The organism is Pelagibaculum spongiae (genome assembly GCF_003097315.1).
In the GTDB taxonomy this organism is placed as follows: domain Bacteria; phylum Pseudomonadota; class Gammaproteobacteria; order Enterobacterales; family Pelagibaculaceae; genus Pelagibaculum; species Pelagibaculum spongiae.
Genome location: NZ_QDDL01000001.1, coordinates 1057687 through 1078987 on the forward strand (window position 1 = coordinate 1057687; position 21301 = coordinate 1078987).

Consider the following 21301-nt stretch of genomic DNA (forward strand, 5'->3'; position numbering starts at 1 on the left):
AGACTAACAAACGGTTATCTTTCAATTATACCTGACGTTGACTAAATTGCTTCTCCCTTTTTAAACAACATTGATCCAAATTCTTCATGACCAATATCAACATATGTCGACATATATCAAAACACATCAATTGATATGTTTCATAACAAACAGTTTGTCATTATGCTTTTGCCGCGTTTTACTTAAAAACTTCGATGGGAAATTCTAATGAATAAATTGTCATTGGCCTTGGGCTTTGCGGCAACAGCGTTAGTCACTGGCTGCGGCGGCGGCGGATCTTCAACCCCGACCACACCCCCAGTAGCAACTCAAGCTGGCGAAATCAGCGGTGTTGCAGCAAAAGGTATTATCCAGAAAGCGACAGTAACAGCCTACGAGTACCAAGGCGCAGCTGAGCCGAAGAAAATCGGTGAGGCAGTGACTGATGATAAAGGTCAATATTCCATCGAATATAAAAACTACACCGGTGGTGTAGTAAAATTGGTACTGAAAGCTGGTACCGAGACAACAATGAAGTGCGACATTAAGAGCTGTGGCGAAGGTATTGGCTTCGGGGAGTCAGTTACTTTGCCTGAAGGTTTCACTCTTCAGTCAGTTGTTTCTGAAGTTGCGGAATCTGAAAAATCAATCAGAGCACCTATCACTCCATATACCGATATGGCAGCAGCGCGTTTTGATGAGGCAGTTAAGGCTGAAGGTGCAACTCCTGCAAAAGTGGCTAGCGATGCAATTTCTGAAGTAAGTGCTATCACCGGATATAACGTTGGCAGAGTAGAACCTGTCGATATTACCGACCCTGTAGCAGTAGAAAAAGCAGATGCTGATACTCAGCGCGCTGCAATTATGGGCGCAGCAGTATTAGCATTAGTTGCTGACGGTTCTATTGCCGACGCAGTTAAAAACCTAAGCGACAGTTTTGCAGATGACGGTCAATTTGACAGCAGTGATAGTGTAAAAATTACTGAACTGACTAAAAGCTGGACTGATACTGCAGCGGTAATTGCAGAAGAAGATTCAGTTAAGAATGCTATCGATCAGAGCGTTACTAAAGAAATCGATCTGGTAGCTGATGATATTGACAGCAAAACTTCTGAAGGTACTTTCAACCCTGAGCCTACCGATTCTGCTGGCGATACCGACGTAGCTAAAGCCAGAGAGTTAGTTGCTGATATTCGCGATATTCTGCGCAACATTCATGAAGCAGATAAAGCCAATAGCTTTGACCAGATCGAAAAAGATATTACTGATGGTATCGAAGTATTCGACCATGACGTACTGGCAATGTTTGACGTTTCTACAATCGCATATGAAGAAATGTTTGACATTATAGAAAGCAGTGAAGCCCTGAAAGCTGGCCTGGAAAGTGCTGACACCCATACAATGAAAGTTACCATCAAAGATGGTGATCGTTTATTAGGTGAACTGGATCTGGTCGCTTCAAAAGAAACTGGTTTAAAGCTGGTTCTGAATGGCGATATCACTGGTGTTGATGCTGACGACAAGAACGTTATTCTGAAAGATGTCACTATTTCTTCAGATATGACTTTGGCTCAATTGCGTGAAGTACTGCTGCAAAGCGATACCGACAACAACGTGACCGCTAGCGGCACTATGTCTAGTGGCGAAACTGTAGTGACTTTGGGTGAGGCAGAACTAGTTGCAACCACCAAAGACTACAAAAAAGATGGTGTTGAGCGCATGACGATTAATGCACCAACAGCATCTATCGAAAATGGCAGCTCTTTCGCTGGTAGTGTTGAATTAGAGCTGGTACGTCGTGCTCAGCCATTCATCACTAACGGTCGTCTGTCAGGTGATCAGGATGACAATGTTCTGACACAACGCTTTGCAATGGCGCTTAAAACTGTTTCTGTTGACGGTGATTTTACTACTGAAGATCGCGTTTCTTCACATAACTTCACTATCAAGTTGCCAAATATCGGTAGCTTTGATCTGACCAGTTACCTAGATGATAATGAAGTTGTTTATTACGAGCAAAGCAGAGTACTGGGCCAAGATAAACTGAACGCCATCATTGCTAAAGCTGGCCGTGATATCGCGAATGGCGCTTCATTTACCTTCGGCAAGTATCTTGACGAAGCTGGCGAAGAGCAAAGCTATCGCTTAGGCACTGACAACATAGACCAGCTGCCTGTAGATGAGTTATTAGCAATTTATAACCCAATGGAAATATTGCAGGCTCAGTTAGGCGACAAATATAAGGTTCTGGCTGCCGGTCTGGAAGTTACTAAGGACGGTCACAATCTAGTCGGTAAAATCGATGTTTCTGATCTGGATGAAACCGAAGAGAACTTCGTACAGTGGGGCTTCTCATTCAGTGAGAAATGGCAAAACTTTGAAGGTTTACCAACGGTTATCATGACTGCCAATATTGAGCGCGACTTGCTTAACGGTGGACAAGCTAGCTGGTTACTAAGCTGGGATGGTAAGCAGTACAAGTTTAACTTCAAGGATGTAAATACAACTACGAATTTAACCAACTTGGTAATCTCGAACCCTATGGATGTTGCACTGTCAATTCCTGAGTTTGCATTCCAGAGCAATAAGGTTGAAGGCGCGTTGAAAGTTGGCGACAAGAAAGTTGCCGATGTTAAAACCACCAAAGGTCTGTTAAAGATCAGCTACATTGACAACACTTTTGAGACGCTTGAGTAGGTCTTATAAGTGATTGCTTGTAGCAAGCTAAAAGCCCACCTCGGTGGGCTTTTTATAATTTCGCTCCTCACCTGCGCAACCGCCCAGGCCGAGGATACTTTTTTCTTTACTGTGGACGGATTTGCTAAAAGCGAAGTAGGGAGTTTTGTTAACGCCACTAACGGCCTAAAAAAGGGCTATAAACCCGGCAAGACGCTCTACCTATCTCACCAAACCGAAACAGGCTATCAGCGAGATAAATTTAAATTTTCTCTTCTTTATCGACAAGATTATGCTGCCTGGTTTGATAGCGATACCGCAGCATTTTATCGCGCCGTTCACAACAAAAAAATACCCCTGGAAAAACGTGAATATTTAATTGACCTTCAAGCCAAAGGAATAATTTCCAGCGGAGTGAAGTTCGGCTATCAGTTCGATTTCAAAGGGCTAGATACTTTAGGCGTAGATGTTTCATTTTTACAAATACGCTACTTGGAAGATATTAATTTAAACGGCACCGGTTACGGAAAATCGAAAAAGTCATACGATTACTCTATCTTTGCCGATCAAAAGTACTCCGAAGATCTTTTATTTGGACGTGAAGTAGAAAACACCTATGGATATGGGGCGACTCTGGATCTTTATGGATCTTGGAGGATCACTCGTAATTGGCAGGTAGACTTTTTGGCCAAAGACATCATTAGCCACCTCAAGTGGGATCAACTTGCCTACACCAAAGCAATTGCCAGTGATAAAAACTCCTCTACTGGTGATGATGGCGTCAAAAGCTGGAATCCGACGCTGTCAGGCACGGAAAGTTACCTTCCAGATACCACCATTAAGCTGAACAAGCGGGTAAATGTTTCGAGCAGCTACCATTGGCATAACTGGAGTAACCGCATTGGTATTCAGTACATGGCTAAAGACTATCTGGTCAATTACGGCATTGCCTACCAAGGTAAATGTATCAAGTATCAGGCAGATTTATGGATCGAAAACAAAGCCCTTGAGCTTTCAATACGACACAAGAACTTATACATGGCATTAGCAACTAATGGCACTCCAGACACCGCTGAACTGATTAAATTTTCATTGGGTATTTATTACTAGCTACAAAATATATTCAAGGGGATATGGATCGCCCCTTGAGTACATCGTTTAGCGCAGCGTCTATTAACATCCCACAACAGCCTTTACTGGCAACCCTGATCCAGATGAATTTAGCACTGTATCTTGCCCAACATCGCTAATTATCACATCCAGAAGCTTTCCATAATGTTATTGAACGTGATAGCGCCCTCAAATGAGGCCTCTATGCCGCAAAACTGATTTTGCATATTTTCATTTTTAATTCTCCATTCAAAAATTGACTTGTAAACACTCGTTTTTTTGACTTTCAAACTTTAAAAATCATTAAAAAAGCAGGTTACCGACTAAACTATTGAAACAAAATTAAACCAAACAAATAGAAACCAGTTAACCCCTGCAGATAAGTCGAGTAAGCGCAACAGGAACCCTGGCTTATATGGCTACAACCTGCACATAACTAACCAGTTGGCAATAAAGAGAAAACACAGCCATGGCAACAAGACCTAAAGACATTTATGAGCTGGTTCAAATGCTCAGCAAAACGGGTTGGGATCGGCAACAACTTGATGAATTTTTAATTCGTCACCAACCTGAGTTAAATCCCAAAACTGCCGATGACCTAGTAGGCATAGTGTTAAAGCACAATACAGAATCACTTGAATAAAAATGCTCCAGCATTAATAGCCGAAGCATTTTACCAATCAAGGCATTAAATAAAATCCACCAGCACACAGTCATTAAAAGAAAAGTTGTTAGACGAATATTTTAACCCGTTTAGATAACTGCAACAATTTAATATTTTAGCTTTACCTCAAACTAGCAAACGCAACAAAAACTAGCATCCAAAAGACTTGCAAGTTGACAACAAGTCGGAAAATAAAAATGAAAGAAAATGTTTTTGATGCTTATGTTAATAACCAAATCTACTGGCTGATCTTCAGCAGGCTACCTATCTTTTAGATGGGCTGAGGTGTGCCTCGGCTATTTTTTGTCACAATTACTCACAGCAGGAGGTCTTATGTCAGTAAGAATCGGTGATGAAGCTCCAGACTTCACCGCACAAACTACCCAAGGCGAAATTAATTTCCATCAATGGATTGGCGATGGTTGGGCGATTATTTTTTCTCATCCGAAAGACTTCACACCCGTTTGCACCACCGAATTAGGTTATATGGCGAAACTAGAAACTGAATTCAGTAAACGCAACTGTAAAATTATCGGGTTGAGCATTGATTCAGTAGAAGATCATCTCGCGTGGATTGGCGATATAGAAGAGACTCAAAGGTGCAAAGTCAACTACCCAATGATTGGCGACACGCAACTTGAAGTGGCTAAGCAATATGACATGATTCACCCTAATGCTAGCGGCGATGCATCCACTCGAAAAGCACCTGATAACGCGACTATTCGATCGCTGTTTATTATCGGCCCCGACAAAAAAGTTAAACTGACAATTACCTACCCAATGAGCACTGGGCGTAATTTTAAAGAAATCTTGCGTGTGTTAGATTCTATTCAGCTGACTGCCAAACATCAGGTAGCCACTCCCGTAAATTGGGAAAATGGTGAGGATGTTATTATTATTCCAGCTGTTTCTGATGAGCAGGCAAAAGAGAAATACCCTGATGGCTGGCAAGCACCTCGGCCTTATTTAAGAATTATTCCGCAGCCAGAATAGCCTTCTATCTTTTTCAGCAGCTACAGCATGGTCAATTGACCTACTGTAGCTGCAAAATTTCATCGGCTAGCTGCTGCACATCTTCAGATTGGTGCGTCACCATTAAAATGGTTTTATTCTGCTGCTTTGCAATGTCTGCTACCCATTGAGTCGCTAATGAACGGGTTGTAGGATCCAGCTCTGCGAAGGGTTCATCGAGCAAAATTATCGGCTCAGGGCGAAGTAAAGTACGAATAATCGCAATGCGCTGTCGTTGACCACCGGACAACTCAGTTGGCTTTTTTTCTAACTGCTTATCGACTTGTAATTCAATGGCTGCATTGACTAATTTATCTAGCAATTGGTCTTGATCTGTATCATCAGCAAAACCCAGCATTAAATTCTGAATTACCGAAAGATGTTCAAATAAATTATTCTGCTGAAATAAATAACTCACCGGTCGTTGTTCAACCGGCAATTCTAATAATGATTGACCATGCCATAACACAGAACCTTTTTCTGCCGCTACAAAGCCAGCAATTACTTGCAACAAGGTCGACTTTCCAACACCGCTCAAGCCCTGCACTGCCAGTGTTTTTCCTTGTTGTAACTGAAAATCATATTTCAGCAACTTTTGGTCACGCAACACTTGTAATTGTTTAATCTGCAACATGATTGCGTTCCTTTGTTTTAACTTGCTCATGTTCTTTCTTGCTATTTCGCTCACTAGCTTGACCTTTAGCAGCCTCAGTTTGAAACTTCTCACTAGACCATAAAATTAAGCTGCAAATGGCTAATAGCACCAAAGAGGCCATGCTCGCTTCAGCAATACGGTAACTCCCGGCATAGCTATAAATTAACCAGGGCAAGGTTTGCCACTGTTGATTACCAAAAATTGAAAAGATCGCCACATCACCAATCGCTAAAACAAATAGCAAACCAAAGGTGGATAAAAACACTGGCCGAACAAATGGCCATTGAATTTTCCACAGCGGCCAGCCGGATAATTTTAATGAACGGGCCAGCGAGTGATATTGCGCATCAAATTGAAATAGACGCGGTTTTAATTTCTGAATCGCAAAGGGAATAACCACCGAAGTATTTAAAATCACCACAACAATCATTCCCCAGCGGTCAATATCGAATCTGGGCAGTAAAAAGATAAACAAACCGACAGAAACCACAATCGCCGGGGCAACTAAACTATGCGACGCCAGCCATTCAACCATTGCTTTTCGGCTTTTCGAACCTTGCAAGTGCAACTTACGGATTGGCCGTAGCAATAACCAGCCCAAAGCTAAGCCGACGGTTGCCGAGAATAGACCTAAGCCAAGGGTAATTAAGGTGGGTTGGAGTAGCTGCTGCCATTGCAAGCTTTGCTCAGATTGTAAAACGCTTAACAGCAGCGCCAGTAGCGGCATTAACAAACATAACCAACAGATCGCGTAGAGCACTCGCCACAGCTGTTTTTTCAAACCAGCAGCCTTAGGCAACCATTGGCTTGCACCGGTATCGGCTGACAACCAATTGGTTTTTCCTAATCGGTTAAGTAACAGATATAAACCACCGGCAACAATTAATTGCGTCCAGGCCAAGGTTAATGCTTCTGGGATATTAAAATCATATTTAAGCGATTGGTAGATAGCCACTTCTAGTGTGGTCGCCTGCGGCCCACCGCCTAACGCCAGTACAATGGCGAAGCTGTTAAAGCACAACACAAAAACAAAGCCAAATAAGCTCAGCATATGTGCCGATAAACTAGGCCATTCGATAATCTTAAATTTTTGCCACGGACTCATTTTTAACTGCGCTGCTAACTGCCAGCTAGTATCAGGAATATGATTCAACTGCTGGTAAATTATTCGAATGGCAAACGGCATATTTAAATAAACATGCGCCAGCAAAATGCCATTCAGCCCATACAGATTCCATGAGCCAAATAATAGCTGGTCTAATAACGATGTAATAAATCCATTATTGCCTAACAAGCCTACTAGGCCGGTAATTAGCACCAAAGTTGGCATAACAAAGCACAGCATGCATAAGCTTAAAAAGCTGTTTTTAAACGGCAGCGATGGCACATAATACAATGCGCGGGCAATTGGCCAGGCAATGAGTAACGATAATACCGCACTCAATAAAGCCTGCTTAACTGAGAAAGATAGAATGCTGTGAAAGTAGCTATCAGATAATAGCTGCCAATCGGGGCCGCCTTCTGAAAATCCGATTAACCCGTAAAAAGATAATAAAGTAATCAGGCTGATTAGCAGATAAGCCAACCAGCCGGATAGATCGCTAAAGCGAGTAAGAAGTTCTTTAATCAAAAGCACTTGCTGTTATCTCTTACTTAGCCGCAGCGCTGCGCCACTCTCGTAACCAACTTTTACGATTGTCAGCTACTTGTTGAGAACTAAAACCAATCCGCTGGGGTTGAATCAAATCATCAAATGCTTTTGGCAGCTCAACACCATCAACAACAGGCTGCATCCAATTGGTTACTGGTATGATTTTTTGCGCTTCAACTGAGGTTAAAAAGGCCAAGAATTGCTGGGCTAGCTTTTTATTTTTAGTCGCTTTGGTAATCGCAGCGACTTCAACCTGTGCGATATGACCTTCAGAAAAAGGCGCGGCTTTGTATTGTGATTTGTTTTCTGCAACTAAGTGATAAGCAGGCGAGGTGTTATAACTTAAAACGTAATCCGAACCACCTTCCAAGAACATACTGTAAGCTTCCCACCAACCTTTGGTGACTGTCACTGTATGACCTGCCAACTGCTTCCAAGCTTGTGCAGATTGATCGCCGTATACTTTTTTAATCCACAGCAATAACCCTTGGCCTGGCGTACTGGTTCGTGGGTCTTGGTAGATGACTGAAGCGTTGGAATTAATTAATTCTTTTAGTGAAGTGACTGGCTGTTTGATTTTACTGCTGTCATAAATAAATGAGAAATAGCCGTAGTCGTATGGAACAAACGCAGTGTCATTCCAATTTAATTCTGCTTTTAAACCAGACAATTGCAATTGATGATCTTGAACCATACCGGCAGAGCGAACCACTTCTAGCAATGCATCGTCAACACCAAGAATGACATCGGCTTTAGTGCGTTGCTTTTCAATTCGCAAGCGGTTAACAATGCTGACACCATCTTCTTCAGCAATAAATTCAATATCGCAGTCGCACTGCTTTTCGAATATTTTTTCTAACTGCGGGCCTGCCCCCCATTCAGAAACAAAAGAATCATAGGTATAGATCGTCAGATCAGCAGCTCTCGCTTGATTGGTCAGACTTACCGTACAGATTAAGAAAATCACAACAGACAACAGGTTTTTCATAGACATCTCTCAAGCATTTCAATAAGTTGGCGTATGATGAGTCGCTGAAAGACAAACCTCATTCCCTACGCCAGTACTAACTGGATCAGGTTCAACGGGTGACTCTCAGCCGGGCAACTATTTATTACGATCAGATTTACTAGATCAAAATAGTGCCGGCACCCCGATAAGTTGTAGCTATGATAACACAGGCTTTTAACCCAACATAAAACCAGCGCCGCCAACCGTTCTGTAACAGCTACTCATAAAAAACCCCGGCCAAATGACCAGGGTTTTGCTAACTAATAGCTGCTCTAATTCTGGGCCAGCTGAAATTAGCCTTCGTCAGAACACAACTCTGAATAAGCATCAGCATCAAGTAAATTATCTGGCTCACCATCCGGCATAATACGGAAAATCCAGCCATCACCATATGGATCTGAGTTAATCAGCTCTGGAGTATCTTCCAGCTCTGAGTTAATTGCCGTAATCGTGCCCTTGATTGGTGAATATACGTCGGAAGCAGCCTTCACTGACTCAACAACACCCGCATCATTTCCCTGCTCAAATTCAGAACCGACTTCAGGTAACTCAACAAACACCACATCGCCTAGCAAGCTTTGCGCATGCTCAGTTACACCAACGGTGTACTCGCCGTTTTCTTCTACACGCAGCCATTCATGACTATCAACGTATTTCAAATCTACTGGGATATAACTCATTAATCCATCCTCTCATCAAGAGTTTGACTTACCTGTAATCTAGTTGAGATTTTACACAATGAGCCGGATAACACAAAACAATAGTGAACAAACCGCGATTGAAGATGATTGTTTTAATTGATGAATAACTGCTTTGCTAGTTGCTAGCTAGTCAAGAAACCAGCAGATAACTTTTAGGCTATTTTTGAGTTTTAACCGTGGCCATTGCTTCAACCAGCCTTTACTGAAGAGACAAAAACTTCAATTGGCCACTTATGATTCCAAGTTAACTTACCTCGAAATAAAGAGTCTCTACAAGATACTAACTGGGGAAATTCTGTGAAAAAAAGATTATTAATGTTTTTAATCTAAGATTATCTGATGCAATTAACACCTGCGTATTTAGTAATACAATAAATAATCAGATTTTTTTCAGGCATCACCACCATCGCATAAGCCTCACTTTCAGAAGCATACTATTCGGCGTCAAATCTAAAATTACCACCGCCCTCAGCCAAACTATAAGATGGCTTACCCGCCTCACCTGCTAAATGTACAAGCACAACAGTAGAATCTTGTGACTGCCAGTGGTTCACCAATATCGATTGATTTTCAAAAGTAGCCACTAGCTTTCTAATTATACTGGGCAGTTCGCCATGGAAAGATTCTGTTTTATTACAACTTTTCCACGGATTTGTCACATGAAGTACGCCCCCGCAACGTTCATATAATCTTCCTAAGCGTTTAACTGTGTAGCATTCTTTCTCATCTATGAAAGTTATTTCCTTAACGCCATTGGGTTTAACCATTAACTCTCGTCGAATTGGTTTGAAGTAACAGTCAGGATTCAAACTTATAAGTTTCGTCAAAATATCCCTGCCATTCCAATCTTTTAGAAAGTCAATACCGGCATTTTGGCGATATACCTTATATAAATCCTTCTGTAAGGACATCAATGAGAATGCAAATAGCTCTACTATCTTTCTAACGTGTAATGCAGAATTTTCGACAAGAAACCTATCTTTTTTAGTATTTTTATAGCTTTTTAGGAATTCGAGCCGCTCCTTTAACTCACCCATCTGCTGAGTATATTTTTCCAAATTTTTCCGGTCTCGAATTTCTCTTTTCATATATCGCCCTGCACGATCAAAGACCTATTTAACCCGTGCTAATACCGGCGTATCGGCTTTATTACCTACCGCATAACCAGCAAATAGGTTTTTAATTGGCCCTAGTCGATCAGTCATTTTCAGGCCGAAATTACGCAGCTGTACCAATGGAATAAATTTACTACCAAACAATAAGCGAAAGCTGTCCATTGCTAACAGAACTGATGTGATTTCTGCTTTACGGCGACGTTGATAGCGGCGCATTAATAATGCATCACCCGGGTTTTCCAGCGATTGGTCATTTTCACAAATCACTTGTGCCAGCATCGCTGCGTCCATTAAACCGAGATTCATTCCTAAACCTGCTAATGGATGAACCGTATGGCAAGCATCGCCCACTAGTGCAATGCCCGCTTCGCCATAATGCGTCGCATGACGCATTCGCAGCGGAAAGAAGCCGTTATCGGTAATTAATGCTACTTCACCCAAACGATGATCCATCGCTGCGGCAATGGCACCGGCTAATTGGGTTGGCGAGTAGTTTTGCAGCTCGGTGGCTTTTTGATCATCGGCGCTCCAAACAATCGAGCAGGTATGCGGATCGGCCAGCGGTAATAGTGCCAATGGGCCGGAAGACATAAACGCCTGGCGGCATATCTGCTGATGGGGTTGTTCAGTACGAATAGTGGTGACTAAAGCCTGATGACCATAAGCTCGCTCGCTATGGCGCAGCCCTAATTGACGCCGCAGCCATGAATTAGCACCATCAGCAGCAACTGCCAGCTTTAATTGATGCTGTTCATGGTTGCCATTATTCTTTTGTAATTCCAGCGAAGTTAATTGCTGGGCAGCTGAATATTGCGCGCTATTCAAAGTCACTGGGCAGAATAATTCCACGCCAGAATCTGGGTCAGCCGCTTGCAGCTCTAACCACTGCCATAATACTTTTCGCATCACTCGGTTTTCGATGATATGACCGAGAAAAGGCAGTTTTAAATCTTCAGCAGAAAATTCTATTTTTCCATCACCAAGACTATCCCACACCTGCATGCCTTGATAAGGGGCGATACGATGCTCAGCAATTTGATCCCAAACGCCAATCGATTTAAATAATTGCGATGAAGCGGGGGTAATTGCACTAACCCTAAGATCCCAATCATCTTCTGATTCAGGCTGCTTGAATTTAGCGGGGAATTGTTCGTACAGAGCTATATTAAGCTTTTTATTTTGCTGTTGATTAAGCGCAACTAGAGAAGCAACCAAAGCCAAACCGACGATACCGCCACCGACGATGCCGATATCAAACTGTTGCATTTTTTTCACTGCGGCTGATTCGGTATTTTCCATTTAACTTCTCTCCTGAATCAATGATGGCAAACGACCTGCTAGACCGGTTGCTTGTCGCGCCAACATCTTTTTAACCGGTTGCCATAAATCCATTCCAGCCAAACTTGCGCCACGAAGATGGCCCAGTAAATTACTTTGGTTAGAAAATAAGGTCACCAGAGAATGAGTCGCTAATAATATTTTACGTTGGTCGGCATTGCGCCATTTTTGATATTCAGTCAAACGTCCATCTAGCACAGGGTCTTGCTGAGAAGTTAAGCCGCTCAGGCTTTCAACCAGCTCTGCCACATCACGTAGGCCCAGGTTTAAACCCTGTCCAGCAACGGGGTGTACAGCATGCGCCGCATTACCAATCAGCATCACTCGATCTTTAATTTGCTGGGGCACCCGCATTTGTAACAACGGATAATGGCTACGTTGACCGGCCTTTTCTATTCTGCCTAATCGCCAGCCAAATCTCTGCTGTAACTGCTCAGCAAACTGCTGATCGTCTAATGCCATATGCTGTTCAAGCTGATGCTTTTTAACACACCAAACTAAAGAACAGCGGTTTTCAGTTAACGGTAGCATTGCCAATGGGCCTGAGTCGGTGAAACGCTCAAACGCTCGGCCAGCATGGGCAATTTCAGTAGTAACATTGGCAATGATGGCCGACTGGTCATAATCACTTTGGTCGTGATTCAAACCCAGCAAACGCCGCACCGGCGACAATGCGCCATCGGCAGCAATTAATAATTTACTGCTCAGTTGATGCACGCCATCAGATGTTTCAATCGCTATTTGGCAACTATTTTTATTTTGCTGCAACGAGGCTAATTTAGCCGGACAAATTAAATGAATATTATCGGTTTGGGCAATTTTTTGGTGCAGCACTTGACCTAAAGGACGCACTTCAATGACATAACCTAAGGCATCTAGCCCAATACTTTGCGGCTGAATTCGGGTAACACCAAAACGACCCTTGTCTGAAACATGAATCGATCTAATCGGCTGGCAATGGGGTTCAAGCTGCGGCCACAGATTAATATTTCGAAACAAATTAGCCGATGCCTGCGCCAATGCAATGCTTCGATCATCATAACTGGGCTGTAAATTTGAGCTGGGCTCAACAGCTTCTACAATGCCGATTTTCCAGCCTTGAGGTGCCAAGGCCAGCGCCAAAGAAGCGCCTGCCATACCACCACCACAAATCAGAATATCGAAATCGATTGATTGATCCATTTTTAACTCGGGTTTTGCTGCAACAGAGATTTTAACGTAATTATTAAGCCGTTGTTCATGAGCTTTTTTAATCCACAGCTTCCATCCTTGGCTTATGGATCCCTGCATTCGGCTTTGGCATCCTGCGTCGCCCTAATCCGTGCATCCATTCACTTCCATGCTCGGGATGACGGGTTCTGAGTCTAAATTTTACCGCTACAGGTAAAAGTAGACTCGTCATCCTCATCAGGGAGGGTGGGGATCCAATCACAGGGACTATGAAAACGAGTAAAACAAACAGCTGTCAAAGTTATGTTAAATGCTTCTACTAATAAAAAAATACCCTTTAAAGTTATCTAAAGGGTATTTTAAGCGGTTATTTATTTCGTTGCCCCATCAGGGTTTCAATTTCTTCCACTGATTTCACAACATCTGCTGATAAGTTTTCGTAACCAGATTCAGTCACCAAAATATCGTCTTCAATTCGAATGCCGATATTCCAGTATTTTTCATCTACATCATCGCTTGGACTGATGTATAAACCAGGTTCGATGGTCATTACCATACCTGGCTCAAGCTTGCGCCATTCACCATCAATTTTATATTTACCGCAGTCGTGAACATCAATCCCCAGCCAGTGGCCGGTCTTGTGCATGAAAAATGGCTTATAAGCTTCTTTTTCAATTAATTCTTTTACATCGCCTTTTAAAATACCCAGTTCAACCAGACCAGAAGTCAGCGCTTGCAGCGTTGCCTGATGTGGATGATCAAAAGTATTACCCGGCTTAACTTGCTCGATTGAGGCTAACTGCGCATTTAATACTATTTGGTATAATTCGCGCTGCGGCTCAGAGAATTTTCCATCAACCGGGAAAGTACGCGTAATGTCACCCGCGTATTTGCGGAATTCTGCGCCGGCATCGATCAGAACCATATCGCCGTGTTTTAACAGCTGGTTATTTTCGATGTAATGCAAAATACAGGCATTTTCGCCACCACCAACAATGCTTGAGTAGGCTTCATCTCGACAGCCCATTCGTGCAAATTCATGGCAGATTTCTGCTTCCAGTTGATATTCATTTAAACCGGAATGAGACTTCTCCATTGCCCGGGTATGGCCCATCGCAGAGACTTTACCGGCATAACGCATTTGCTCTGCTTCAGCGGCAGATTTAAACAAACGCATTTCATGAATTAAAGGTTCAATATCTTCAAAGCGCTGGGGTGCGGCAATACCAGTACGCACTCGGCCTCTAACAACATTTAATGCTTTTTCTGCAGTAGCTTGCAGATCATTACCACGTGCTAATGGCAAATAAACCGTGTCGCGGTCTTCCATTAATGCCGGTAGCATTTCGTCTAACTTGCTGATCGAAAAAGCTTGATCTGCACCATAAATTTCTTTGGCGCCATCTTGGCCTGCTCGACGACCTGTCCATTGTTCCATCTCCGGATTGCGATCACGGCAGAACAAAATGTACTCGCCTTCTTTACGGTTTGGCGCAATTACCATCACCGCTTCTGGCTCGTCAAATCCGGTCAGGTACCAGAAATTACTATTTTGACGATAGCCATATTCCGCATCACCATTGCGAATTGGATGATCGGCTGCCGCCAGTAACATTAACCCATCAGTTGCCAGCTGAGATTTCAGCTGCTCACGCCGCGATGCAAATTCCTCGGCGGTAATATCCAGTGGCATTTCCATGTTTTTTTTGCTCACTTTTAATTTTAAATCCTTAACAAACGCAGCCCCCGGCTACGTCTGACCACCGCTATTAATGCAGTCGTTCGTCGTCGCCTGGCTCTAAACCTTCTGGCGCATAATCATTAAAAATTAACTGGGCAGCAACCCTGACAAACTCATGAATTTCTTCAAAAGCTGCTTCAGTTTCGTCCATGTCATCTTCTTCATCGATATCGAACTGGGTGACACCCAAGTTACGCATATCAATTAATGCTTCACCAACAGTAGGATCGTCAGGTTCTTTTTCATTTTGACCGGTCAGCGCAAAACCGGTCATAAAACCGCGCACCCAGCTAGTTAAAGCGTCAGCGCGGGCTGCCAAGCCAGCAGATTCATCAGGTATTAATGGTGAAAAACTAAAGTCTGACTGAACAAAACCTTCGGTCGTCATGCGATAAAAGATTCGTAGCAGATCAATCTCTTGTTCTTCAAGATCGGCTTCGCCACCAAACATCGCCTCCATCCAGTCTTTCAAACCGGGCGTATGAGCAGAGCACATTAGTCCACAAAGCAAACCTTGTGATTCCGGTGTTTCGGCCAAAGCGCCGTGTTTATCAAGCAGTTCTTCAAACTGCTGCAGTTGTGGCCATTCGGCAAGTGTTTGCATTTGCGGGTGTCCGTCAGACTAATAAAACAGCAGCCAATCTTACCATTGAGGGTCTATCATATACAGCAGCCGTTGACCGGCAATTAGCCTATCTCTATATTGGCTACTTAAATGGGTGTATAAAGTTTAAAATCGGTATACCACTTACCAGTCGCAATTCCCCGGAAAACGGAAAGTTCCATGTTGCCAGAACATCTGAGCCAGCTTGAAAATCGAATTGATACCCTGATCGCTCTTTGCGAACGACTTCAGGAAGAAAATGCCGCCCTGCGCCGCAGCCAAGCACTGTTGATGCAAGAACGCAGTGATATGGTCAAGCACCAACAGCAAGCCGGCGAACGCCTTGAAGCACTTATATCCATGCTTCAAACAGCGGAGTAATCATGTCCGGCAAAAAAATTTCCATTACCCTTCTGGGAAAAAAACACCAATTATTTTGCCCAGCAGGCGAAGAAGCTGCATTGCATCGCAGTGTTGAATATCTTGAGACTCGCCTTCAGGAATCTAGCGAAAAAGCCAGCTTGCTCAGCTATGAAAGAGTTTTAATGATAACGGCATTAAACATGGCCAATGAGCTGCTTAGAGCAGAAGTCAGTAAAGCGCAAGTAGATATGGAGCTTCATCAGCGTATTTCTGCTCTGCATGAGAATATTGATCAACTTTTACTTCAGCAGCGACAAATGGAGCTGCCAGATTGATGAAAATCTGATAGATTTAATACACCTTCTGGGGCAAGCGATAGTAGGCCAGTTCTTGAGCCGATAATCACACGCCGGGAACCGATTTTGATGTGGTGTGCATGTCCGTTTAGCGGAAAGCCTAAAATGTCATTCTGGTACCCACTTGAACCCTCGGGTTCGAGAGCGTTCACCTACAACGCTGCCCTGGTTGGTGTTAATTTCTACAGTAACAATTTATGTTAAGCTGGCGATTGTTAATTGATCTCAGCTGCACATCATGAACACTCCAAGCAACCAACAACCTCCATCTGATCCCAGAGCTTTACGGCGGCATTTGCGCCAAGCCCGACGTGCGATCTCTATTAGCCAAAGACAACAACTTGACCTGCAAATTTGTCAGCACCTTTTGCAACTGCCACAACTTGACAAGCCCTGCAAGATTGCTTTTTATATGGCTGGCGATGGCGAAGCTGATATTTTACATGCAGCGCTGAGTTTGATGAAACAAGGCCACCAATTCTACCTGCCAATTATTGACTCTGATGGAACCAACCGATTACGTTTCGGTTTATGGCAACCTGACTGCGCCATGAAGGCCAATCGGTTTGATATTGCAGAACCTGATGTTGCCTTTAAAGACCAGCTGACTGGACTGCAGTTAGATTTAATTTTTATGCCACTGGTAGGGTTTGATTTAACGGGCAATCGACTGGGTATGGGCGGCGGATTTTATGATCGAACATTAGAATTTAAAATCAAACAACCATCCGCAGATGATCCTGAACTGATTGGAATTGCTTATCAGTGTCAAAATGTCGAACAGTTAAATCGCGAGAATTGGGATGTGCCGTTAGATGGTTTGATTAGCGAACAATGCTATCGGAAATTCTCTCGCTAGCCATGGGGATTATTGCAACTATCAGTTTGATAGGTTGATCTTTTTGAATGGTTTCAAGGAAGATATTTAAGCGGTTTTAATCTTTTAGTAGATTTAACCGCTATTGCTTTAGTTGTTGGCCTGTTGCCAGTGAACCGTCTGAAATATCGAGCGAAAGCAATTTTGACTGTGGGAAAGCTTTAGCTGAAAAGTATTCGGTTTCTGGTGCGCCATAGCTGACACTACTAAATAAAAAACCCAACCCCAATACCACTGCTAGCACCAACATTAAATCTGGCTTACCTGATTTATTCATCAACAATCCCTATCGCTTCTACAGCAAATAAAAGCGTGAGCAAGCTCACACTGCTGCAAAAACTTTAGCCGATTATTGATCTGAAAAACAACAACATAAATAACTTCATTTCAAACAGATGAATATAAAATTAACTAATTGTTACAAAAAAATGAGGGGTTGCAGTAGCAAGCCCCCATTTCTGATAAACCATTAACCGGCAAGAAAAGCCTTATAAGCTGGATTATCTGCTTCTTCGGTGTAGCGATAACCCAGCTCATCCAGACTGGCATGAAGCTGAGCAATTTCTTCTTTAGGCACCTGAATACCGAGCAGCACTCGACCAAAAGCGGCACCGTGGTTTCGGTAATGAAACAAACTGATATTCCAGCGTGCTTTCATTTTGGCTAAAAAGTTCGACAAGGCACCTGGCCGCTCTGGAAATTCAAATCGATAGACTCGTTCATCTTCAACATCTTCGCGACCACCGACCATATGCCGCACATGCATTTTAGCTAGTTCATTATCTGTCATGTCGATAACCGAGTAACCTTCACCTTCCAGCAACTCAAGCAACTGTTGTCGCTCTTGGTTACCTTCGGTTAATCGAACACCGACATACACCACCGCATCATGCCCAGGGTTAAACCGATAATTGAATTCGGTAATCGCCCGTCGACCCATGACTTCAATGAATCGTCGATAAGCGCCTTTTTCTTCCGGCAACTTAACCGCCAGAATCGCCTCACGTTGCTCGCCAACTTCAGCTCTTTCAGCAACATGTCGCAATCGGTCAAAGTTAATATTGGCGCCACTAACCACCGCAGCTAACGTTTTGCCCTTCAGCTGATGCTGCTGAACATATTTTTTTAATCCGGCAATCGACAGTGCACCGGCAGGTTCTGCCAGAACTCGAGTATCTTCGAAGTTATCTTTGATTGCGGCACAAATTTCATCGGTATTTACCGTGACCACTTCATCAACAAACTGCTGTGCCAGCTTGAAAGTTTCTTCACCGATCTGCTTTACCGCCACGCCATCGGCAAAAATACCGACCTCTTTTAAAATGACCCGGCTATTGGCCTTTAGTGCTGCATCTAGACAAGCCGAATCAACAGGCTCCACTGCAATCACCTTCACTTCAGGCCGTAAATATTTTATGTAGGCCGCCATGCCTGCAATCAAACCGCCGCCACCGACTGGAATAAACACTGCATCCAGTTCACCGCTTTGCTGGGAAAGCAGCTCAACCGCAACTGTTCCTTGGCCTGCTATAACATCGGGATTATCAAATGGATGTAAAAAAGTCAGCCCTTTTTCTTCAACCAGTTTCATTGCATGCTGGTAAGCATCGTCATAGCTATCGCCATGCAATACTGCGATACCACCACGCGCTTTAACCGATTCTACTTTTATCTCTGGGGTTGTCTTGGGCATAACAATCCACGCTTTAACACCCAGCTTTTGCGCTGCCAGCGCCACACCCTGTGCATGATTGCCTGCCGAAGCACACACCACGCCTTTTTCTCGCAGCGCAACAGGTAGGTTTACCATGCTGTTATAGGCACCACGAATCTTGAAGGAAAAAACTGGCTGTAAATCTTCGCGCTTTAATAGCACCCGATTACCAATTCTCTCTGAGAGCATAGAGGCATCATCTAAAGGCGTTTCAATAGCCACGTCATAGACTTTGGCCTTTAATATTTTTTTGACGTATTCGTTGTGCATGCCTTTTTTTGCCCCTTCTACTGATGACAACCAAGTCGATTGAATTTACCACAGATTATCCAGCGCCTATACCCAAGCCACTTCAAGGCGTGCGTTCAGGATCTCTGAGCGAATCATGATCGAGGCGTGCGTTCACCTTGAAGTGGCTTGGGTATATAATGAGCTCCCGCTATTTTTCGAGTTTTAGCATGAGCCAGAATCTCGCCAAGCAAGCTGCTGCTCGCGCAGCAATCAAATACATCGAAGACGATTCAATCGTTGGTGTGGGTACCGGTAGCACGGTTAACTTCTTTATCGATGCCCTGGCTGAAATTAAAGGACGGATTGAGGGTGCGGTATCCAGCTCAGAAGCCTCGACTGAGCGCCTGAAATCCCATGGCATTCCGGTTTATGACTTAAATGCTGTTGATAGTATTCCGGTTTATGTTGATGGCGCCGATGAATCCAATCGTTATCTTCAACTGATCAAAGGTGGCGGCGCGGCGCTGACCCGGGAAAAAATTGTCACTGCGGTTGCAGAAAAATTTGTCTGTATCGCCGACCCAAGCAAAGTAGTTGGCTGCTTAGGAGAGTTTCCGCTTCCAGTAGAAGTGATCCCAATGGCTCGTTCCCATGTTGCTCGCCAACTGGTGAAACTGGGCGGCGATCCGGTATACCGCGAAGGTGTTATTACCGATAACGGCAATATCATCCTTGATGTATACAATATGAAAATTGAAAAACCGATTGAAATGGAAACTGCAATTAATCAAATCGTTGGTGTAGTCACTAACGGCTTATTTGCTGAAAAGGGTGCAGATGTACTTTTGATTGGTAAAGAAGATGGTGAAGTAGAAATCCTGACAAAATAACTCGTCTGTTGCATTGTAAAATATGCAATTGGGGTGAATAAACGGTCAAGCCATTATGGTGTGGCCGTTTTTTTTGGCCACTAAAAATCTTGCGAAAAAGTTGTCTTACCAATATCGCTATCTCGCGGATTCTGAAGTAGAATAGCCGTCCGACCAGCCCAATTGCCTCAGAAGTATATGAACAGCAATTCTCTCGATAAATCAAAAATAAAGTTTCTGTTGCTGGAAGGGGTACACCAGAGTGCGCTGGATACCCTGCAAGCCGAAGGCTACACCAACATTGACTACCGCACGACTTCCTTACCAGAAGACGAGCTGAAACAAGCTATTGCCAGCGCTCATTTTGTCGGCGTTCGCTCCCGTACCCAATTAACCAAAGAAGTGCTGCAATCAGCGCAAAGTCTTTGCGCTATTGGCTGCTTCTGCATTGGAACCAATCAGGTTGATTTAAGCGCTGCTCGTGAATTAGGTGTTCCGGTTTTTAATGCACCTTTTTCGAATACTCGTAGTGTTGCCGAACTGGTATTAGCCGAAGCAATCATATTGATGCGCGGTGTTGCTGCTAAAAGCGCCATGGCACATCGTGGCGAATGGCTCAAGTCTGCCAGCAACAGCTATGAAGTTCGTGGCAAAAAACTGGGGATTGTTGGCTACGGTCACATTGGTTCACAGGCCGGTATTCTTGCTGAATCTTTAGGCATGCAGGTGCTTTTCTACGACATCGAAAACAAGCTAGCGCTGGGTAATGCGAAAAAGCGCGATACCTTAGAACAGCTGCTTGGTGAAGCCGATATCATTACCTTGCATGTACCTGAAACCCCTCAAACTAAAAATATGTTTGGGCCGATTCAGTTTGATCAGATGAAAGATAAAAGCGTTTTCATCAATGCTGCGCGTGGCACAGTGGTTGATTTGAGCGCATTAAGAGAAAACCTGATTAGCGGTAAATTGCTCGGTGCAGCAATTGACGTTTTTCCGGTTGAACCTAAATCTAACTCTGAAGAATTTGTCTCAGAACTTCGTGGCATTGATAATATTATTCTGACGCCCCATGTCGGCGGATCGACCCAAGAAGCTCAGGTTAATATTGGTATTGAAGTTGCCGAAAAGCTGGCGAAATACAGCGACAATGGCTCTACTTTATCTTGCGTTAACTTCCCCGAAGTTTCTCTGCCAATTCACGAAGGCTCTCATCGGATTTTGCATATCCACCAGAACATTCCTGGTATTTTGGCTGAAATTAATAGTGTTTTTTCAGAAAACAATATCAACATTCTGGGTCAATATTTACAAACCTTCGACAATATTGGCTATGTGGTTATTGACCTCGAACGAGCACAATCGAAATTAGCACTTGAAAAAATTCAAACTGTAAAAGGCACATTGCGTTGCCGGGTATTGCATTAAATTTTTCTGCTAAATATTTGAGAAAACAAAAAAGCGACT

General features: G+C 43.5%; 20 protein-coding genes, 1 other RNA gene and 1 riboswitch. Of the genes, 10 read left to right on the plus strand and 11 right to left on the minus strand.

What is annotated here, in order from left to right; translation table 11 throughout:
- The first annotated feature begins 207 nt into the window (after positions 1-207).
- The 4 genes from DC094_RS04510 (at position 208) to DC094_RS04520 (ending at position 5422) form a co-directional block, all read left to right on the plus strand.
- Entirely contained in the window at positions 208-2676 is a 2469-nt protein-coding gene (locus DC094_RS04510) for a hypothetical protein (RefSeq protein ID WP_116685868.1), read from the plus strand.
- 111 nt (positions 2677-2787) lie between these two features.
- Positions 2788-3765, plus strand: a complete 978-nt coding sequence (locus tag DC094_RS04515; RefSeq protein WP_133245463.1) for a hypothetical protein — start codon at positions 2788-2790, stop codon at positions 3763-3765.
- 469 nt (positions 3766-4234) lie between these two features.
- Complete coding sequence (locus DC094_RS22015; RefSeq protein WP_158527211.1) at positions 4235-4408, plus strand: hypothetical protein; 174 nt, start codon at positions 4235-4237, stop codon at positions 4406-4408.
- A gap of 354 nt (positions 4409-4762) precedes the next feature.
- Complete coding sequence (locus DC094_RS04520) at positions 4763-5422, plus strand: peroxiredoxin (protein WP_116685870.1); 660 nt, start codon at positions 4763-4765, stop codon at positions 5420-5422.
- 40 nt (positions 5423-5462) lie between these two features.
- On the opposite strand, the gene DC094_RS04525 is transcribed toward DC094_RS04520, so the two are convergent.
- The 9 genes from DC094_RS04525 to DC094_RS04565 all read right to left on the minus strand — a co-directional run bounded on the left by DC094_RS04525 (position 5463) and on the right by DC094_RS04565 (position 15424).
- Positions 5463-6074: an ATP-binding cassette domain-containing protein gene (locus DC094_RS04525; protein WP_116685871.1), complete on the minus strand. Its 612-nt coding sequence runs from the start codon at positions 6072-6074 to the stop codon at positions 5463-5465.
- A complete protein-coding gene (locus tag DC094_RS04530) occupies positions 6061-7725 on the minus strand; it encodes an ABC transporter permease subunit (protein WP_241503960.1) in 1665 nt (554 codons plus the stop codon). Before DC094_RS04530 ends, DC094_RS04525 begins: the two co-directional genes overlap by 14 nt.
- A gap of 19 nt (positions 7726-7744) precedes the next feature.
- Positions 7745-8734, minus strand: a complete 990-nt coding sequence (gene thiB, locus DC094_RS04535; protein WP_116685872.1) for a thiamine ABC transporter substrate binding subunit — start codon at positions 8732-8734, stop codon at positions 7745-7747.
- Between the two features lie 45 nt (positions 8735-8779).
- Positions 8780-8910, minus strand: a riboswitch (TPP riboswitch).
- A 138-nt stretch (positions 8911-9048) separates the two neighbouring features.
- Positions 9049-9435: a glycine cleavage system protein GcvH gene (gene gcvH, locus DC094_RS04540; RefSeq protein WP_116685873.1), complete on the minus strand. Its 387-nt coding sequence runs from the start codon at positions 9433-9435 to the stop codon at positions 9049-9051.
- A 455-nt stretch (positions 9436-9890) separates the two neighbouring features.
- Positions 9891-10544: a hypothetical protein gene (locus DC094_RS04545; protein WP_116685874.1), complete on the minus strand. Its 654-nt coding sequence runs from the start codon at positions 10542-10544 to the stop codon at positions 9891-9893.
- Between the two features lie 24 nt (positions 10545-10568).
- Positions 10569-11870, minus strand: coding sequence for an FAD-dependent monooxygenase (locus DC094_RS04550; RefSeq protein ID WP_116685875.1), 1302 nt, complete (start codon positions 11868-11870; stop codon positions 10569-10571).
- Positions 11871-13199: a 2-octaprenyl-6-methoxyphenyl hydroxylase gene (gene ubiH / locus DC094_RS04555; RefSeq protein WP_206605565.1), complete on the minus strand. Its 1329-nt coding sequence runs from the start codon at positions 13197-13199 to the stop codon at positions 11871-11873.
- Between the two features lie 247 nt (positions 13200-13446).
- Positions 13447-14793: a Xaa-Pro aminopeptidase gene (gene pepP, locus DC094_RS04560; RefSeq protein WP_241503961.1), complete on the minus strand. Its 1347-nt coding sequence runs from the start codon at positions 14791-14793 to the stop codon at positions 13447-13449.
- Between the two features lie 55 nt (positions 14794-14848).
- Positions 14849-15424 (minus strand): UPF0149 family protein, encoded by a 576-nt coding sequence (locus tag DC094_RS04565; RefSeq protein ID WP_116685876.1) that lies wholly within the window; start codon positions 15422-15424, stop codon positions 14849-14851.
- A 180-nt stretch (positions 15425-15604) separates the two neighbouring features.
- Here DC094_RS04565 and DC094_RS04570 point away from each other — a divergent pair, with 180 nt between their 5' ends.
- The 4 genes from DC094_RS04570 to DC094_RS04585 all read left to right on the plus strand — a co-directional run bounded on the left by DC094_RS04570 (position 15605) and on the right by DC094_RS04585 (position 17002).
- The gene (locus tag DC094_RS04570) at positions 15605-15805 is read left to right on the plus strand and encodes a TIGR02449 family protein (RefSeq protein WP_116685877.1); all 201 of its coding nucleotides are present in this window, start codon (positions 15605-15607) and stop codon (positions 15803-15805) included.
- A 2-nt stretch (positions 15806-15807) separates the two neighbouring features.
- Positions 15808-16122 (plus strand): cell division protein ZapA, encoded by a 315-nt coding sequence (locus DC094_RS04575; RefSeq protein WP_116685878.1) that lies wholly within the window; start codon positions 15808-15810, stop codon positions 16120-16122.
- Between the two features lie 22 nt (positions 16123-16144).
- Positions 16145-16319, plus strand: a non-coding RNA gene (ssrS, locus tag DC094_RS04580) — 6S RNA.
- Between the two features lie 62 nt (positions 16320-16381).
- On the plus strand, positions 16382-17002 hold the full coding sequence (locus DC094_RS04585; RefSeq protein ID WP_116685879.1) for a 5-formyltetrahydrofolate cyclo-ligase: 621 nt from the start codon (positions 16382-16384) through the stop codon (positions 17000-17002).
- A gap of 100 nt (positions 17003-17102) precedes the next feature.
- On the opposite strand, the gene DC094_RS04590 is transcribed toward DC094_RS04585, so the two are convergent.
- Together DC094_RS04590 and ilvA are read right to left on the minus strand one after the other, a co-directional pair.
- A complete protein-coding gene (locus DC094_RS04590; protein ID WP_116685880.1) occupies positions 17103-17297 on the minus strand; it encodes a hypothetical protein in 195 nt (64 codons plus the stop codon).
- A gap of 192 nt (positions 17298-17489) precedes the next feature.
- Entirely contained in the window at positions 17490-19034 is a 1545-nt protein-coding gene (gene ilvA / locus DC094_RS04595) for a threonine ammonia-lyase, biosynthetic (protein WP_255420871.1), read from the minus strand.
- Positions 19035-19192: 158 nt separating this feature from the next.
- Here ilvA and rpiA point away from each other — a divergent pair, with 158 nt between their 5' ends.
- Together rpiA and serA are read left to right on the plus strand one after the other, a co-directional pair.
- Positions 19193-19855: a ribose-5-phosphate isomerase RpiA gene (rpiA, locus tag DC094_RS04600; RefSeq protein ID WP_116685881.1), complete on the plus strand. Its 663-nt coding sequence runs from the start codon at positions 19193-19195 to the stop codon at positions 19853-19855.
- A gap of 177 nt (positions 19856-20032) precedes the next feature.
- On the plus strand, positions 20033-21262 hold the full coding sequence (gene serA / locus DC094_RS04605; protein WP_116685882.1) for a phosphoglycerate dehydrogenase: 1230 nt from the start codon (positions 20033-20035) through the stop codon (positions 21260-21262).
- The last annotated feature ends 39 nt before the right edge of the window (positions 21263-21301 follow it).